The organism is uncultured Castellaniella sp., assembly GCF_937988725.1.
Classification (GTDB): Bacteria; Pseudomonadota; Gammaproteobacteria; order Burkholderiales; family Burkholderiaceae_B; genus Castellaniella.
This window is the reverse complement of record NZ_CALKHS010000003.1, coordinates 45,447-62,373: the sequence shown is the minus strand read 5'-3', so window position 1 is coordinate 62,373 and position 16,927 is coordinate 45,447. Positions and strand designations below refer to the sequence as shown.

At 65.5% G+C, this 16,927-nt stretch carries 13 protein-coding genes; 3 read left to right on the top strand and 10 right to left on the bottom strand.

Features of this window, described 5'->3' with window-relative positions; genetic code table 11:
• The first annotated feature begins 25 nt into the window (after nucleotides 1-25).
• The gene (locus Q0263_RS01675) at nucleotides 26-676 is read left to right on the top strand and encodes an N-acetylmuramoyl-L-alanine amidase (protein WP_298013364.1); all 651 of its coding nucleotides are present in this window, start codon (nucleotides 26-28) and stop codon (nucleotides 674-676) included.
• Between the two features lie 12 nt (nucleotides 677-688).
• On the opposite strand, the gene Q0263_RS01670 is transcribed toward Q0263_RS01675, so the two are convergent.
• From Q0263_RS01670 to Q0263_RS01635, 8 genes are all read right to left on the bottom strand, one after another.
• Complete coding sequence (locus tag Q0263_RS01670; protein WP_298012743.1) at nucleotides 689-1,897, bottom strand: polysaccharide lyase family 1 protein; 1,209 nt, start codon at nucleotides 1,895-1,897, stop codon at nucleotides 689-691.
• Between the two features lie 9 nt (nucleotides 1,898-1,906).
• Nucleotides 1,907-3,826, bottom strand: coding sequence for a Vi polysaccharide transport protein VexE (locus Q0263_RS01665; RefSeq protein ID WP_298012742.1), 1,920 nt, complete (start codon nucleotides 3,824-3,826; stop codon nucleotides 1,907-1,909).
• Nucleotides 3,819-4,871 (bottom strand): sugar ABC transporter, encoded by a 1,053-nt coding sequence (locus tag Q0263_RS01660; protein WP_298013362.1) that lies wholly within the window; start codon nucleotides 4,869-4,871, stop codon nucleotides 3,819-3,821. Before Q0263_RS01660 ends, Q0263_RS01665 begins: the two co-directional genes overlap by 8 nt.
• A gap of 100 nt (nucleotides 4,872-4,971) precedes the next feature.
• Nucleotides 4,972-5,670 carry an ATPase gene (locus tag Q0263_RS01655; RefSeq protein WP_298012740.1) on the bottom strand — a complete coding sequence of 233 codons (699 nt, stop codon included), beginning with the start codon at nucleotides 5,668-5,670 and terminating at the stop codon, nucleotides 4,972-4,974.
• 66 nt (nucleotides 5,671-5,736) lie between these two features.
• The gene (locus tag Q0263_RS01650) at nucleotides 5,737-7,083 is read right to left on the bottom strand and encodes a sugar ABC transporter permease (protein ID WP_298012738.1); all 1,347 of its coding nucleotides are present in this window, start codon (nucleotides 7,081-7,083) and stop codon (nucleotides 5,737-5,739) included.
• Between the two features lies 1 nt (nucleotide 7,084).
• Nucleotides 7,085-8,242: a polysaccharide biosynthesis/export family protein gene (locus tag Q0263_RS01645; protein WP_298012736.1), complete on the bottom strand. Its 1,158-nt coding sequence runs from the start codon at nucleotides 8,240-8,242 to the stop codon at nucleotides 7,085-7,087.
• A gap of 117 nt (nucleotides 8,243-8,359) precedes the next feature.
• Nucleotides 8,360-10,417: a glycosyltransferase gene (locus Q0263_RS01640; protein WP_298012734.1), complete on the bottom strand. Its 2,058-nt coding sequence runs from the start codon at nucleotides 10,415-10,417 to the stop codon at nucleotides 8,360-8,362.
• On the bottom strand, nucleotides 10,414-12,894 hold the full coding sequence (locus Q0263_RS01635; RefSeq protein WP_298012732.1) for a hypothetical protein: 2,481 nt from the start codon (nucleotides 12,892-12,894) through the stop codon (nucleotides 10,414-10,416). Before Q0263_RS01635 ends, Q0263_RS01640 begins: the two co-directional genes overlap by 4 nt.
• Before the next feature lie 393 nt (nucleotides 12,895-13,287).
• On the opposite strand from Q0263_RS01635, the gene Q0263_RS01630 reads away from it, so the two are divergent.
• The gene (locus Q0263_RS01630; RefSeq protein WP_298012730.1) at nucleotides 13,288-13,575 is read left to right on the top strand and encodes a co-chaperone GroES; all 288 of its coding nucleotides are present in this window, start codon (nucleotides 13,288-13,290) and stop codon (nucleotides 13,573-13,575) included.
• Nucleotides 13,576-13,609: 34 nt separating this feature from the next.
• Complete coding sequence (gene groL, locus Q0263_RS01625) at nucleotides 13,610-15,256, top strand: chaperonin GroEL (RefSeq protein WP_298012728.1); 1,647 nt, start codon at nucleotides 13,610-13,612, stop codon at nucleotides 15,254-15,256.
• Between the two features lie 147 nt (nucleotides 15,257-15,403).
• On the opposite strand, the gene Q0263_RS01620 is transcribed toward groL, so the two are convergent.
• Nucleotides 15,404-16,354 carry a PDR/VanB family oxidoreductase gene (locus tag Q0263_RS01620; RefSeq protein WP_298012726.1) on the bottom strand — a complete coding sequence of 317 codons (951 nt, stop codon included), beginning with the start codon at nucleotides 16,352-16,354 and terminating at the stop codon, nucleotides 15,404-15,406.
• Between the two features lies 1 nt (nucleotide 16,355).
• Nucleotides 16,356-16,883 carry an MOSC domain-containing protein gene (locus tag Q0263_RS01615; RefSeq protein WP_298012724.1) on the bottom strand — a complete coding sequence of 176 codons (528 nt, stop codon included), beginning with the start codon at nucleotides 16,881-16,883 and terminating at the stop codon, nucleotides 16,356-16,358.
• Nucleotides 16,884-16,927 lie beyond the last annotated feature (44 nt).

The following is a 16,927-nucleotide window of genomic DNA, read 5'->3' as shown; positions in this document are numbered from 1 at the left end:
ACTTCCCGCCCGCGCCTCGCCGGCCCTGTTGCTGGCCCTGTGCTGCATCTGGCCGGCGCATGCCGCGCACATCCTGGTGGACGCGGGCCACGGCCCGGAACGCCCGGGCGCGACGGGCGCCAGCGGCCGCGCCGAGTATCTGTACAACCGGGACCTGGCCGCCGCCCTCGCTCACGCGCTTGCCGCGCTGGGCGACCGGACGACCCGGGTCGAGGGCGTCGGCGCGGACATCCCGCCGGGCCGGCGCGCGGCGGGCGCCCCGGACGCCGACCTGCTCGTCTCGATTCACCACGATTCGGTGCAGGCGCGATATCTCCGGGCGGGCCGCCAGGCCGAATTCGCCGGATATTCGATCTTCGTCTCGAGCCTGAACCCCCGCCCCGCCCAAAGCCTGAGGTGCGCCCGACGCATCGGCGAACGTCTGCAGGCGGCGGGCGAGCACCCGTCCCGATACCATGCCGAACCGATCGAAGGCGAGAACCGCCCCTTCGTCGATCGCCGCCTGGGCGTCCACCGCTACGACGGCCTGGCGGTGCTGCGGACGGCGCCCATGGCCGCCGTCCTGATCGAGGCGGGCGTCATCGTCAATCCCCGCGAGGAAATCCGTCTCGGGAAGCCGGAAACGATCGCGCGCCTGGCCCGGGCCATCGCCCGGGGGGCGCATGAGTGCCTTTGAGGCGCCCCCGCTTCAGCCCGGACAATGCATGGCTGCGCGCGATTCGGGCGGCGGATCGTCCGCGGGCGTGTTGCCCGCAAACTTTCGTATCTTCTCGGCCAGGGCCTGCGTCGGCTCGTCGTAACCGTAGCAGTACGGAGGCGCCGGAACCGATTCAGGACGGTAGTCCCGCAGCACCGGCTTCGCATCGCCAAGATACAGGTTGTCCTTCAAGCGCAGAAAGGCCTTGTAGCCGCGGGTATAGCCGTATCGGGACTTCAGTTTCTCGTAGGCCCCGCGATCGGATTCGCCGTTGCCCAGCGCGCTGCGTCCGGGCGCGCTGGAGATATAGCGGCAGTAATTCACATTGATGCCTTCCACCGTGGGAAAGAACGCCGGCTCCACGCACTTGCGCCGGGAGTCGTTGTTGAAGATGTTGCCCTCGACCAGGGCCTTGGCCTCCAGGCTGAAGCTCATGCCGTAGAAATCCCAGTTCTCCACCAGATTGTTGAACAGGTGGAAAGTGCCGAACTGCGCCCTGGGGTTGCGCTGCACGGTGTTGAAGAAATAGTTGTGGTGCAGCGTCACGCGTGCGATCGAATCGCGCGCGTAGTTGTGAAACAGGTTCTTCGAGGTGATGTTGTTGAGCAGCATCACCTTGTTCGAGTCATGGAACTTGGTCCACGAGATCGTCACGTCGGTCGAACCGTTCTTCACATTCAACAGGCGGTCGGACATGCGCGACAGGTCCATGTGATCGACCCACACGTCGCGGCTGCCATTGGCCACGTTCACGGCTTGCGTAAGCCGATTCAGGCGCCCGTCTATCGTCAGATGCGTCAGGATGACGTTCCGGCTTCCATACACACCCAGGCCATCGTCGATCAGGACCACCCGCCGGCCGCGTCCGTCTATGGTCGTGTCGGACGGCACGCGCAACTGCGAATCCAGGACGATGGTCATGTCGGCAGCAAAGCGTATCCACGCCCGCCCTTTGCGGGCCCGCTTCAGCGCGGCGCGCAGCGTACCGGGCCCCGCATCCCGGTCGGATGTCACCTCGATGAACTCGCCGCCCAGCCCGCCCGTGGCCTTGGCGCCATAGCCTTCGCGCTGTTGCAACAAGGCGGAAACGAACGGGCAGTGTTCATCCGGCGCCGCGCACCGCTCGCCGGCCGCCGCCGGGCCGCCGCACAGCGCGGCCAGCGCCAGCAGCCAGATCATCGCGTGCGTTCGCGCAAGCATCGAAGCCGCCTATTCTTGCGCGGACCGGTCCGCGGGCGTCACATGGCGCCAGATGCCGCCGCTCAGGCGCAGGTTCTCCGGCTCGCTGGCCAAGTGCTCCCGAAGCCGTTCGAAATACGCCTTCTGCCAGCGCAGCGAATAGGCTTGCGCATCCTCGCCCGGATCGGGCGACGGCAGCATCGCGAGCGTGTAGGACATGCGGCCGCTCTCCCAGCGGGGCACGTAGAACACCGACGGCACGTTCAAGCGATACGCCAGATGGGACGCAAAACCGGAGTACGTCACGTCCTGCCCTTCGAAGGTCGTGCGCGGCGCGGCGGGATTGATTGCGCCATCGATGGCCAGGCACAGCACGTAGCCCTCGTTGATCGCGCGCATGCAGGCCTTGGCGACCTGGGCCTCGGTCTGATCGGCGGTGGAGATCAGCGCTTGGGCATAACTGCTGCGGGCGATGCTGGGCGCCGTCGCCAGCCAGCGAGACGGAATGCCCACCAGCTCCATGGCCATCAAGCCGGCGTACATGGGGCCCACGTGCGCCGTGGCGACCACGACACCGCGGCCAGCCGCCAGCAGCGGCGCAAAAAAACGTTCGCCGGTGTCGAGTTCGCCCAGCAGGTACATGGCCTCTTCGGCGCGCTCCTCGCGGCATTCGAGCCAATCGAGCAGCAGATGGTCGATCATATGGCCCCAGCGCGCCCGGCGCTCCCAGGTTGCGCGATCGATGGACGTATCGCCACGCAGCGACCAGGCCCAGTCCAGCCGCGCCTGCGGAATGGGCGCGGTATCCAGTTTTTCCTCCATGCGGGCCAGGGCTTCCTGGAAGGTGTCCGGCAGCCGCGCACTGCGCGTGGCGATGTACTGCGAGAACAGCGCCCCGGCCTCCTGTCTGCGGCCCGCTTGAGTGAGCGCGCCGATGGCGGCCCGCTGCCACAGCAGCTTGTCCGGTGATTTCTCGACCAGTCTCATCCACTGATCAGCCGCATCGCCATACTGCAGGGTGTGGCGCAGCGCGCGGGCATACAGGGCGCGCGTCTGTTCCAGTTCCGGCGCCAGTTCGATGACCCGCGCCAGCGGCCCCACCGCTTCCTGGTAGCGGCCCGCGCGCAACAGGGTTTCCCCATAAAGCGTCAACAGCCTCACGTCCTCCGGCGCCATCCCCAAGCCCGCTTCGAAATGCGCCGCCGCATGCACCTTGCGATCTTCTTCCGTGCCGCGCCGCAGGTGCGAGAGCCCGAGCGACGAACGCAGCGCCGCGCAATCGTGGCCCGCGCGCAGCGCGGCGTCGCCAAGCTGGATTGCCGCCGCAATGCGGCCATCCTCCATCAGGGCGCGCACGGCCATCGTCGCCACGCGTTCATTCGGCAGCGCGGCCGGATCCAGCGACGCCGCGATGCCTGCCGCTTCGGCCGCATCGCCGTTGCGCACGAAAGCCATCATCCAGGCATACGCTTCGCCCGGCTCGTTCCGGGCCAGGGCAAGGGTTGCGCGGGCGACTTCGGCCGCCTCGGCCACCCGGCCCGCCTGCACGCGCAATTGAATCCGGCCGGCATGCAAGGCCGCGTTGCCGGGCTCGATGTCGGCGGCGGCATCCGCCTCGGCAACCGCCCGATCCCACTGCTCCATGCGCCCGAACAGACTGGCGAGCAGGCGGCGGTCTTCGGCGCGCGACGGATGGACGGCGATCAGCACGCCCAGCGCGGCGATCGCGGGCCCGAGCCGACCCTCGCGCACGAAGGGCGAAACCAGCAATCGCCGGACATCGCGCCAGCCGTCCCTGGCCTGTCGCAACGCCGGTTCGAGCGCAGCCATGTCGCGCTCGGGGTCGGCCGCGTCGCGGATGCGCCCGATGATTTCGCGCAAGCGGGCGGTGGCGTCCCGCGGGTCGGCGTCAGCCGCGGGCCGACGATTCTCCATAGCCGTGTCAACCATGGCGGAGTCCTCTCAACAAAGCCATCGCCACGCGAGCGATGAACATGAGCACGAAGCCCAGCGCGAGCGCCTGCAACAACAGGATCGCCGTGCGCGGGCTGCTGGGCCGGTCCGTGGGAACCGGTTGCGCGATGATGGACAGATACCGCTGCAAGCGCAAAGTGTCCGTCATGGCCTGTTGGTACGATTGCTGCGCCAGGGTCAGGTTCGAGTCCGCGAACGCCTGGGCATTGCGCAGCGCCTCGTACGATTTGAGCAGCTTGACTTCCGCATTGCCGCCTCCGCTCAGACGATCGCGCACGGACGCGAGCCGCCTTTTCAGGGTGGCGACCTGCTGCTCGGCGGGCTTGAGCATGAAGTGATCTTTGTTGTTCAAGGCCTGGATCTTGTCCAGCCTGATCTGCGCGGTGCTGAGCTCCCCTTCCAGCTGGCTGGACAGATTCAACAGCATCGACACCGTGGCGGCGGGATCGACGTTTCCATGCGCCGTGCGCCATGTCGTCAGCGTGTCCCGGGCCGCGAGCGCTTTCTGCTCCGCCAGCTTGACCGCCTCCTGGCTCACCGTCAGCTTGTCGGCGACGCCCTTCTCGTTCATGGTATTGACGAATTCCTCGGCCAGGCCGATCAGCGCCTTGGAAAGCGTGGCCGCGGCTTCCGGGGAAAACGCGCTGACCCGCAGCACATCGATCTGCTCCAGGGCGTTGAACGAGACATGCACCGAGGCCTGGTAGGCCCGGTACAGATCATCCTCGCTGGAATCCTCGGACAGGTGATTCAGCGGATCCCATCCGGTGTTCGTCAGATAGCGGCGCAGGTCGACCTTCTGATCGAGCTGCCGCATGCTGTCGCGCGACTTCAAGAAGTCGGCGACCGCCCACCCGTCCACGAATCCGCCGAGCATGCCGCCCGAATTTCCGGTGGTGAGCAGGCTGGCCGCCGCCCCCGCCCCGCCCTGCTGGCCCGACGCCGACTGCACGAAGAACCGCGACTCCGCCTCGTAGCGCGGCGTGGCGAAGAAGCATACGTAGACCAGGGCGAGCGCCACCGGCGCGACGACGATCAGCGCGTTGATCCAGCGATGGCGGCGGCGCTCGCGCAGCGCCGACTGCCGCTCGCGGCGACGGCGTTCGATCTCCGACCCGCCTTCAGAACCCGAGCTGGCCCTCGTCGAGGCTGCCTCCGAGGTCGTCGCCGTGCGTTCCGGCGTCGCTTCGCGACCGTCGCGGGGGAAACTTGAGGAGGCACTGGTCGAGGTCGTCGTCGATGTGGAGCGCGCTTCGTTCATAGATCAAGCCTTTGAAACAATAGTCCGCCAACTGGTTCTGGCGATAACTAGAGAAAATGAGCGTCCGGCTCACCAGCCGCTCTTCGAACAGGGCGAGCCAGAGGCGCGTGAAACGACAGGGTTCGAAGGGCATGCTCCCTTCAATCACGTAGACATCGAACGCCGGCGCCAAGGCCAGCGCGAATGAAAACTCCTGCCGCGCGTAGAGCGGCCAATGCTCCATGGGCTTGGCCAGGCATCCGGGATCGCTGATCAGATCCGCCACCAGCTCGTACGTCGCATCAGCATCGATCTCGTACATGTCGCTGACGAAATCGATCATGCTCAGGCCGGTCGCCTTGCCGCGGATGAAACCCTGCCGGCCGATCGCCCACGATACGTTGCCATCGTGCTTGACGAATCCCTGGCGCGGCGGACGCAGGCCGCACAGCACGTCCAGCAGCTGGCGATGCATTTCCGGCACGGGCGACAGCAAGGCGTAGCGCCCGACCGGGATATCGAGGTTGGCATTGGCCAGCAGCGGCTGCCTGCGGCCGAAGGCATAGGGCTCGTCGGTCACGCCATTGAGATGGATTACATTTCCGGAATCTGTCAACACTGAAAGGGACCTCGCACAGGTTCTACCTCACATCGGCTGGACATTGGGACGCGCCAGGCTCTCGGCCATCAGGGCGACCACCATCAGGAACACCAGCGAGGTCAGGAAATAGCCCAGGCTGGCATCCTGCGACTGATACGCCAGGAAGTAAGCCGAACGCAGCAGCTGCATGCCATGCGCGAACGGCGACCAGAGCATCCATGGGCGCAGTTGCTCCGGCAGCTGTTCCGATACGAAAAAGACGGCCGCGAAGATCTGCAGGAAACGCTCGATGATCGGCGCGAGCCGCAGAAAGAAGGGCCAGAAGGTCGCGATCGTCCCGAACAGCAGTCCCATCGCCGCGCCGCAACCCCCCATCAGCACGACGAAAAGAATGAAGCCGGCCCAACTGATCGGCAAGGTGATGAACCCCAGCGCGTGGCCCGCGCTGATCAGCACCCCGAACACCACCAGATAGATCGACACATAGATCAGCGACTGGACCAGGGCGCACATCAAGGGCGTGACGCCCTGGAAGTTCAACAGGCCGCGGGCCGACACATAGGCCGTGCTGCTCCGGAAGGCGATCTGCCGCAACATGATCCAGGTCGTCGCACCCAACAGCGCGAACGTCTGCACGTCCATGCCCATGATGTAATGCATGCCCATCAGGATATACAGCGACGAAATCAAGGTCAGCAGCACGACGGGGCCCAGCAGCGCCCACACCAGGGCGATGCGGCTCTCGCCTTGAATCACGCGCACCTGGTAGATGAACATCGCCATCAGCGTGCGCCCGACGGGCCGGACCGTGCCGACCGCGTCCTGCGGGCATCCCTCATGCAGGGCGCGCAGACGGTCCCTCAGGATCGCCAGGTCGCCCACTTCGTCCCGCGCCACCTCGATTTCCAGCGCGATGTCGTTGCGCGAGGCATGGCGCCGCGCTTCACGCGCCTCGTCCTGCTTGCGCCGCTCCACGCGCCGCGCATGCGCCGCGGCCAGGCGTTCGTCCTCGGCCACCAGCCTGGCAGGCATGTAGCCCGGCTCGAATACCGCCACGCCCGCACGGATGTCCTGTTCCAGGAGGCGCACGATGATGCGCAGGCGCCGCCGGGAAAAACTGGCCAGGTCTTCATCGACCGCGCTGCGCGCGATCTCCGCCTCCAGCTCCGCCTGCACCGCCTCGTATACCGCCCGCCGGGCCGCCACGGAATCGTGCGGCTCGCCCTGCAGGCGGGCGAGCAAGGGCTTGAACAGCACGGCCGGCGCGGCCCTGGCTTCGAACAACGCGGCCGGATCCAGCCGCCAGCTGGCGACGCCGGCCCCTACCGTGTAGTGACCGCCCTTTCGGCGCGATCGCCAGCCTTTGATCCGGTCCTCGTTGCTCGTCGACATGCTATTGGGCTGGAAGAGACGCGCCGGCGCCCGTATCGCTGTCGATGGCCTTCGTGGCGCTGAAGCCCGCGCTCATCGTGAAGCGGAAGGCCGACAGGACCTTCTGCACCTGCGTGAACGGCGCGTCCGAAATGTAGATCGCCTGGCCTTCATGCACCGTGAATTCGCGCGCCAGCGCCACCTGTTCCGGGCGGGTCATGTCGAACCGGTAGACCACGGGCAGCATGTCCGGCTTGCCTTCCGCCCCGGCCTTCGCGGGCGTGAACAGGAACACGGAACGCGGATCCGCCAGCTTGTCGTCCAGCCCCCTGGAATCGGCCAGCGCATCCAGCACGCTGTAATTGCGCTTGCTGATGGCCACGCGCCCTTGAGTGCCAGCCGCCCCCAGCACGGTCAGGAACTCCTTGGGGTCATAGGCGGTGATGACATCCCCCGCCCTCAACAGGATGTCGTTGTTCTGGTTCCGGTAGATATCCGACAGCCGCACCGACGCCACCTGGTGATTGCGGCGCAGGCTGATGACCATCTGCTCCGGATTCTCCTGCACCGGCGCCGCCTGCGCCAGCACGCTGCTCAGCCGCTGGGACGTCTGCGTGACGGGATACATGCCGGGCTTGGTCAGGTTTCCCTGCACCGTCACCATCTGCCCGCGTTCGTCGGCAACACGTGTCACGCTGATGTCGGCGCCCACCGCAAGCTTGCTCAGGCGAGCCATCATGGCGTCATGCAGCTGCTCCAGCGTCAGGCCCTCGGCCCGGAATTTGCCGAGGATGGGGAACGAGACATGGCCCGAACGGTTGATTTCATGATTGCCCAGGTCGCTTACGCCGGACGGGTCCGACGCGAACACGCCCAGGCCGCCGCGCTCCCACACCTTGACGTTGATGCCGTCGCCGGGCACCAGGCGGTCGAATCCCGCTTGCGTCAGGTCGCGATAGCGCGCGGGAAAGTTGGCCACCTCGGGATCCCGGCTCTGCTGTGCGAGTTCGCGCGACACGGGCATCACGATGACGTCCTTGTCATCGTGAGCCCCCGTCATTTCACTCAGCATGGGGCCGGACCGCGGCAGCTGGCAACCCGTGAGTGTCAGCGCGGCAAGCAGCAGCATGGCCAGGGTCGCGTGCCGCCGCCCGTTCAGGGTCGGGACTTTCATGTGCATAAGATCCTTCAACTCCAGCAGCTTGGAAAAACCCCCACGCTGCGCCTTCGGCTTGCTGCCCCCAAGGGGGCGCTTTTTGCCTTAGGGCGGCCTGGCGGCAAAAAGAGCAATCGCCGATCACGCCCGCATCAGGCCCATGGCCGGCGCGAGATCGATGCGCTCATCGTGCTCGGACATGCCGGGCATGCACAGACTCAGGAACTTGGTGAGCATCGCCTCGAGCGAAAACAGCTTCTGCGCCCGGCGGCGGCTGTGCGCCCCCAGGTCCTCGTTGCTGCGCACCTTGTCCACCATCGATGTGACCTTCTCGCACGCCTCGTGCAGATCCGGATGAACGACGTCGCTGAGCAGGTGGCCCGTCTCGTTTTCAACGAAGCACTCGCCCGCGCCGCCGGCTGGCGTCGAGACCACGGGAACCCCCTGCAGCTGAGCCTCGATCAGCACGTTCGGCAAGCCTTCGTAGCGCGACAGCAGCACACTGGCATCCATCCGCGAATACCAATAGCCGACGTGGTTCGACAGGCCCACCAGCAACAGCCGCTCGTTCACGTGCAGCTCCTGCGCCAGCGCCTCGATGTTCTCGCGCAAACGCCCGTCGCCCACGATGACGAAGCGCGCATGCGGTCGCTCCTTCAGGTACAGCGCGGCCAGCTTGATCCATAGTTGTGGTCGCTTGTCCGGTTCCAGCCGGAATACGCCGCCAATCGTTTCCGTGGCGTCGTCCGTGCTTGCATGGAAGGCCTTCCACAGCGCCTTGTCGGCGGCCGACGCGTTGGTCGGCAGTTCGGGCACGCCGTTGTACAGGATGTGGAAGCGCTCGATCGGAATGTCCAGCCATTCCGCGTAGGCTTGCGCGGCCTTGCGGCTGTTGCTGACGAAGACCACCCCCGGCACCTGGGCCAGGGCCTGGTAGAGCTCCGGATACTCGGCGCGAAAGCGATCCTTGCGGATGTTCGGCGGCAAGCCGCGGAACACCAGGTGGATGGTCGGAGTGCCCGCCAGCAAGGCCGCCAGCGCGCCGAACAGGCAGGTGCCGTCCTGCCACAGGCTCACCACGTCGAACGGATTGGCCCGCAGCACCGGCGCAAGCCGCGTCACGCCATAGTGGACAGGCGGGGGCAGTTGCTCCAGCAGACGGGCCAGGTTTCCCTCGGGAACGGTCTGGTGGGACACCGAGACGGCCGGCAAGCGGTTGATCTCCGTGACAGGAATATGCGCCTTGACCAGGACGGGAAGGAAAAAATCGTCCTGCTTCTTGGGCGAGCCCGTCGGCTCGGTGTGTTGCTTGACCAGCACCTCGACCTTCTTGGGCCGCAGGGGGATGTCGGCGCAAGGCCGCCGGCGGCGGGATTTGGCCATGCGGGTCAGCTCGCCGGCCAGGCGCGTCAGCTGCCGTTCGGCGCCGCCGGGGCCCAGGCTGCCGGTGACCAGCGCCACGGAAACGGACTTGTCCAGCCCATGTTCGGCGATCTTCCGGTTCCGGAAGTGCAGGATCGCATGTTTCATCGACACGATCCGGACGTCTTTTCCCGCCAGCGCCTCCTCGGATTCGAAGCGCTGGTAGAACGCATAGTCGCTTGCCAGCCCCTCGGCGAGCTCGGCCGCCTTGCTGCCGGGCGCCAGGTGCTTGACCACCGGCGCGATCACCTCGAACGCGTCGGCCAGCAAGCCGCGTTTGCGCAGGCGCTTGGCGAACTCGGCACGCATGTTGCGATCCGTATGCTGCGAGATCAGCCGGCGGAACAAGGCGTCGGACTGTTCATGCGCACGGATGTCGCTCAGCAGCTTCGCCCGCGCGAACAGGCGCTCGACGTTGCTCTTGGATTCGGGCAGATGGCGATCGACCAGCGCCAGGGCCTCTTCGACGCGCCGTTCCTTCACGAGGCGCGTGGCGCAGTAGCGGACGATCAGCAGATCGTCGGGGCATTCCTCCAGCAAGGTCGCCCATTGCTCGGCCATGCCCTCGTTCAGGCCCGCCAGCTCCTGCAATCGAAGCAGAAGGAAGCGGACCCTCGAGTCCTGCATGTGCCCCTCGGCCAGCGCCTCCGCCCGGGCCAGATTTTCCTGCGCAATCTGGACCCGCCCCGACTCCGCGACGATTTCCGCCAGTTGCGCCTGGGCCTGTTTAAGATCGAATGTGACGTCCTCTTGCTCGACAACCAGTGGCGAGCTCATGCCACCTTTCTCCGATTGAACTTCTCGATCCACACCGCGCAGCGCTCGATGTAACGGTCGAACTGCGCGGGGTTATCCGAGCGTTCTCTCAGCTTTTTCCAGTATGGCAAGGCCTGTTCGAAGCGGCGCAGGCGCATGGCGCCCACGGCGGCAAGACGCAGGCCGATGGGATCATCGGGCACGAGCTTCAGGATGCGCTCGCCCAGGTCCAGGCGCTCGGTCGTGCTCGACGACTCCAGCGCGCGCGCGTCGGCGTACAGATAGGCCAGGATGCGCCGCTTCTCGTGAGCCACTTCCGCCATCTCGGGCCACGACCGGGCGACGCGCTCCAGCAGGTTCCAGGCGGCCTGATGGTCCCCTTGGGACAGTATCTGGCGGGCGCCGCGGATCGCGCGCGGGCCCAGCCTGCCGAGCTGGCGCTGCGCTTCGTCGCGAGCGCTCTGGTCGGCGGACGCATGGGCGAGCACGTCCTTGTATGCGTCGATGGCTTCGCCGAACCAGCCGCCGCTGAACGCGACCCGCGCGAAGTGCAGCTTGGCGCTGAGCGGCGCGGCCTCGCCGGCCGCCGCCCGCCCCAGATGCCGCATCGCGGTCTCCTTGTCCCCCAGCGCATCGGCGGCGCGGCCGCGCATCGCGTGCAGTTCGGGGAAGTCCACGTTGGTGTCGATGGCCAGGTCGGTCAGGTCGATCACTTCCTTGTGATTGCCAGCCACCAGCGCGGCGCGAACGCCCAGGCGCATCGCGCGTTCAAACGCCCGCTGCGCCCGCACGCCGGCCAACTCGTCGGGATTGAGCAGACGGTGCGCGCAGATCCGCTCGGCCGCGTCGCGCAGGCGTCCTTCCTCCAGCGCGCGATTGCCTTCCTCGGCCCAGGCCGAAGATTGCGTCCGCAGCCATGCGCCGATCTCCTCCCGCTCGCTCTTGAGCAGGCCGCAAGATACCGCCAGCGTCGCCGCAGCCATGATGCAGCCTCGCCACGAGGCCTCCTTGACCAGTTCCAGGGCGTCGGCGTCCTCCAGCGCGGGATGCTCCGAGGCCAGGCCGCGCAGCGCTTCGCGGTCCCCCGCCAGCAGCCGGTCCCGCCACAGCACCGCGAAGCCGCGGCCATAACCAGGGATCGCCGCGCGCACTTCATGGACCCAGCGGACGGCCGCCTCCATGTCGCCGGCAGCCTGCAGCAGCGACAGCACCGTGTCGGCCGCTTCCACCGCCGTCGCGTCCTGAGGCGAGGAGATGCGGAACGACTGCTTCCACATGCCCAGGCTTTCGTCCACGTAGCCCAGATGGCCCGCGGACACCGCCGCGATCCGGACGATGTCCGGCGTCTCGATTTCGTCGCCCAGCAGGCTGGCCGCCAGCGAGTACGCCACGTCATAGTGGCCCAGCTTGAACTCGTTTCGCATCAGGATCTGCTCGGCCTTGCTGCCCGATGCCAGGGCGCCATCCAGGCCGTCCAGCAGCGCCTTCGAGCCCTCGTAGTCGCCCAGTTCCCCCTGGATCCGGGCGAACAGCAGCACATGATCGGGCAGCCCGGGGTGGCGGCGAAGCACTTCGCGCACGCGGCACGAGGCCCCTCGCAGATCGCCGGAGTCCCAGAGCTTTTCGATGTGTTCGGCGCTCTCGTCGGCGGCGAGCTTGGGCGCGGCGGGCTGCGGGACGGATTCGCCCATCCGCGGACGCATGAAGTTCTTGTACCAGTCCGTGTACAGGCGCTCGGCAAAGACCGCGGTGTAGTGCGTCAGATCGAGTCCGCCGTCCTCCATCGCGTCGGCCTGGCCGATCTTGTTCATCAGCGGCGTCGGGTCGTAGCACGGCACGCCGATGCGCTGGGCGGCGGCGGTCACGGCAGCGATCAGCTGCGCCCGCTGTTCGATGGTCGCGTTGTCCGGCGTGGTGGCATTGACGTGCGTGACGAACACCACCTTGTCCCTGCCCAGCAGCTCGACGAGCTGGCGCATTTCCTGTTCGATCTCCTCGTCCGTCTCATCGCGTTTGACGATGCGGGCGAGCAGGTCACGATCGTCCGCGTTGAGGCTGCTGAAGACCGGGTCCTGGTCCAGGATGGCGCGGCGTTCGGCCAGCCGGTCGGCGTTGGCCATGGACCAGAACTGGCGGGTGCGCGCCCGGTCGGCGAAGAACTCGCTGAAATAGCGGACCAGGTAGTTGGACTGGATGGGCAAGCCGTCAATGGTCAGGAGCTTGCGCGAAGACAGCTCGACCACGTACAAGTCGGCCGGATTGTGGGTGCCGCGGCGAGCCTGTCCGCCGCTCGAAGGTCGGAAGACCAGACGCTGGACGTCGGCGGGGATGTCGGTCTGGCCGAACATGAATCGCGCCTGCTGCAGCGCTTCGGCAGCCGTGTGCACGAAACCGTAGTTGCGGCCGAGCTGCAGCTTGATCGGGTAGCGCCCCGCGGCATCGCGCAGCGGCGTATGGATGCGGCAGGTTCCTATCGGAGCGACGTTAAAAGCAGTCATTCGAGGGCTCTCCTGTAATGATTTCGGCTCGTTACCCAGTCACGTCTGTCGGGTAGCGAGTCAATGCATCTTGGAGGGAGAAGCCCGGCAAATCTATTTCTAAAATTTATCGTTGCTGTTGAAATGAATCACCGGCGACCCCTAAGCCATCCGGGAAATCCCTAAAAAAATTACAACCATGACGAACACTGTAATGACCCGGCGCAGATCGGCCCTCCAGGCTGCGCCAGTGGTTCGGCATCCTTTCCGACGCACCGCATCCAAATGTAACTGCCCCTGCCGCCCCCTTGAAATGCCGCCAATCATCCCTATAATTAGCACTCGATGGGGTTGAGTGCTAACAACACAGCACCGCCTCGCATCCCTCAATTTCTTATGTACAGGAGTTCCTCCATGGCACTGCGTCCTTTGCACGATCGCGTGATCGTCAAGCGTCTGGACAACGAGCGCACCACTGCCTCGGGTATCGTCATCCCCGACAGCGCCGCTGAAAAACCCGATCAGGGTGAAGTCCTGGCCGTCGGCCCCGGCAAGAAGACCGAAGACGGCAAAGTCGTCGCCGTCGACGTCAAGGTCGGCGACAAGGTCCTGTTCGGCAAGTACGCCGGCCAGTCCGTCAAGGTCGATGGCGACGAAGTGCTCGTCATCCGCGAGGAAGAAATCCTCGCCGTGATCCTGTAAGCCGCCTCATCGCTCACACCTAAGGAATTTCAACATGGCTGCAAAGCAAGTTTATTTCGGTGACGACGCCCGCACCCGCATCGTCCGCGGCGTCAACATCCTGGCCAACGCCGTCAAGACCACCATGGGCCCCAAGGGCCGCAACGTGGTGCTGGACCGCTCCTTCGGCGCCCCCACCGTGACCAAGGACGGCGTGTCCGTCGCCAAGGAAATCGAACTGAAGGACAAGTTCGAGAACATCGGCGCCCAGCTGGTCAAGGAAGTCGCCTCCAAGACCTCCGACAACGCCGGTGACGGCACCACCACCGCCACCGTGCTGGCCCAGGCCATCGTCGAAGAAGGCCTGAAATACGTGGCCGCCGGCATCAGCCCCATGGACCTGAAGCGCGGCATCGACAAGGCCGTGGTCGCCGCCGTCGACGAACTGCACTCCCTGTCCAAGCCCTGCACCACCAGCAAGGCCATCGCCCAGGTCGGCTCGATCTCGGCCAACAGCGACACCTCCGTCGGTGAAATCATCGCCAACGCGATGGACAAGGTCGGCAAGGAAGGCGTCATCACCGTCGAAGACGGCAAGTCGCTGGACAACGAACTGGACGTCGTCGAAGGCATGCAGTTCGACCGCGGCTACCTGTCGCCCTACTTCATCAACAACCCGGACAAGCAAGTCGCCGTCCTGGAAGACCCGTTCATCCTGATCTTCGACAAGAAGATCAGCAACATCCGCGACCTGCTGCCGGTGCTGGAACAAGTCGCCAAGTCCAGCCGTCCGCTGCTGATCGTGGCTGAAGACGTCGAAGGCGAAGCCCTGGCCACCCTGGTCGTCAACAACATCCGCGGCATCCTGAAGACCACCGCCGTCAAGGCCCCGGGCTTCGGCGACCGCCGCAAGGCCATGCTGGAAGACATCGCCATCCTGACGGGCGGCACGGTGATCTCCGAAGAAACCGGCCTGTCGCTGGAAAAAGCCACGCTGGATCTGCTGGGCCAGGCCAAGCGCATCGAAGTGGCCAAGGAAAACACCACCATCATCGACGGCGCCGGTCAGGCCGCCAACATCGAAGCGCGCGTCAAGCAGATCCGCGCCCAGATCGAGGAAGCCACGTCCGACTACGACCGTGAAAAGCTGCAGGAACGCGTCGCCAAGCTGGCCGGCGGTGTTGCCGTGATTCGCGTCGGTGCCGCCACCGAAGTCGAAATGAAGGAAAAGAAGGCCCGCGTCGAAGACGCCCTGCACGCCACGCGTGCGGCCGTCGAGGAAGGCATCGTCCCGGGCGGCGGCGTCGCGCTGATCCGCGCCAAGGTCGCCGTGGCCAAGGTCAAGGGCGACAACGCCGACCAGGACGCCGGCATCAAGCTGGTCCTGCGCGCCATCGAAGCCCCGCTGCGCACCATCGTCAGCAACGCCGGCGACGAAGCCAGCGTGATCGTCAACGCCGTTGAAAAGGGCGAAGGCAACTACGGCTACAACGCCGCAACCGGCGAATACGGCGACCTGGTCGAGCAAGGCGTCATCGACCCGACCAAGGTCACTCGCACCGCGCTGCAAAATGCCGCGTCCGTGGCCAGCCTGCTGCTGACGACCGAAGCCGCCGTGGCCGAGATCGTCGAAGACAAGCCGGCCCCGGCCATGCCCGACATGGGCGGCATGGGTGGCATGGGCGGCATGGGCGGCTTCTAAGTCCCTGCCTCGCTCCGTCCTGGAGCAGCGTGTCAAACGCCGCGCCAGGACATGCCAGAAAAATCCCCGCTGCGGTTTTTCCGCAGCGGGGATTTTTCATGGCCGACTCCGATGTCCTGTCTGCGGCCCTAATCGTCGTCAGCAAGCCTAAATATCGAGCACCAGCGTCGGACCAACGCAGTCCGCAACGCAAACGCAGACCTCGCGTTCACGCTCTCTGGGCGTCAGCACCCGATCATGGTGGATGGGCGGCCCTTCGATCCAGGGCGTGCGGCATGCCCCACAGATCCCGCCTCCGCACGATACGATGATGTCGGCTTCCATGGATTCCAAGGTAGCCAGCAAGCCAACTTCGGGCAGCACTTCCTGTTCACGACCGCTCTTGGCCAGGACGACACGATAGGGGTGGGCGCGCGGATCCGGCACATGGACGGGCGCGACAAAGCGCTCGACATGCTTGCGATCTTCGGGCCAATCACTCACCAGAGCCTCAAAAGCATCCAGCATGCCGCCGGGTCCGCAACAGAAGGCTTTGGCGGCGCCGCCATAGCATGCAATGAGCGCTCCCAGATCAGGGGGAGCCACCTGCCTCGTATCATATAGATGCACACGCCCTGCCGCGAGCGCCGGCTGCAGCATGTCAATCAGGCTGGGCGGCCCCATACTGGCCCAATGCAGAACGTAGTTGTCCCTGCCCTGGTGCTCCAGCGTACGAATGGCCGACACAAAGGGCGTGACGCCGATGCCGCCTGCGATGAAGACATTCATCGCCGAATCGGTGAATTCCAGCCCGCATCTGGGCACCGAGACGCCAATGATCTGGCCCGGCTGCAGGGTTTCGTGAACATAGCGGGACCCGCCCCGGCCATTCGTTTCCTTTTTCACGGCAACGATATATCGCCGGTTGTCCTCGGGGTCATTGCACAGCGAATAGGTGCGCACCACACCGCTGTCCAAATGCAGATCGATATGCGCTCCGGGCCGAAAAGCCGGCAATCGCCAACCATCCTGATCGACCAACAGCAACCGCTTCACGCCGGGAACCGGCTCGTCAAGCGCCTGAACGATCAACTGGAGATGTTTGATCGGGGACGCCATATCACGCCCACCGAACGAGATCGCCTACGCGGACGACGCCGCCTTGCAGGATTTTGCAATTGAGCCCCGCCCGATTGATCATGGGATCGAACACGGCCTTATCCAGAATTTCCTCGATGTGCCGGCACGGCGTGGACAGGCGCGTGGCTTCCAGCAGCGCCTCGCCCAGCCAGAATCGCTTTCCAACCAGATGGTTCAGAGGGACACCCTCAACCGTGACATTACGGCGATGTTCCTGCGGCAGCATTTCAATGCCGGCATCCCGCCGCAGCGCTTCGAGCGTTTCGATCTCGAACAAGGTGATCTGGCGCCCGTCTTCGGGCTTATGCGAATAAAACCCTTTTTCATGACCGACCAGATAGCGGTCACCGACAATGCCCTTGCCAGCCACCAGCGTAAGTTCCTGGAAAGATTCCATGGGCAAAAAAGCGCGCGGCGTGATGTGCAGATGCCGCACAACCCCCGTCCAGACCGGAACGACGGGGTGCGCCTGTGTCGGCTCAGGCGGGCTCATCATGACAGTGCTCATGCGAATATCCTCAATGTTGAAACGCTTGCCACAAGACAGGCGTC